Raw genomic sequence first — 655 nt, forward strand, 5'->3', positions numbered from 1 at the left:
ACCCATACTCAAGCGCGCTATGCATTGCCCGATGTCATCAAAGGTTTTACGGCACGTTACCCGAAAGTGTCTTTGCACATGCATCAAGGTACGCCTTCTCAAATGTCTGAAGCGATTGCAAAAGGTACAGCCAACTTTGCGATTGCAACAGAAGCTCTCCATCTTTCCCAAGACGCTATCATGTTGCCTTGTTACCACTGGAATCGCTCTATTGTAGTGCCCAAAGATCATCCGTTGGCGAAGAAAGACTTAGTTACTATTCACGATTTAGCTGCTTATCCTTTGGTGACTTATGTGTTTGGATTTACTGGTCGCTCTGAGTTAGATACGGCCTTCAACCGTGAAGGTTTGACGCCGCGAGGCGTGTTCACTGCAACCGATGCGGATGTGATTAAAACGTATGTGCGCATGGGTATCGGTGTTGGTGTGATTGCGAGCATGGCCGTCGATGAAGAGCAAGACCGCGATTTGGTTGCTATTGATGCGAGCCATTTGTTTGGTGCAAGTACAACAAGTATTGGTTTCCGCCGTGGCACGTTCCTGCGTTCTTACATGTTTGACTTTATGGAGCGTTTCGCATCGCACTTAACGCGCCCTGTTGTCGAACAGGCGATTTCTCTTAAGTCGAATGCTGAAATTGAAGAGATGTTTAAAG

The 655-nt window shown here is 47.2% G+C and carries 1 protein-coding gene; it reads left to right on the top strand.

What is annotated here, in order from left to right:
• Nucleotides 1–655 (top strand): LysR substrate-binding domain-containing protein (locus R8O10_RS25640; protein ID WP_318192012.1); only part of this gene is annotated, 655 nt, incomplete at both ends.

The organism is Vibrio sp. 1727, assembly GCF_033344415.1.
In the GTDB taxonomy this organism is placed as follows: Bacteria; Pseudomonadota; Gammaproteobacteria; order Enterobacterales; family Vibrionaceae; genus Vibrio; species Vibrio alginolyticus.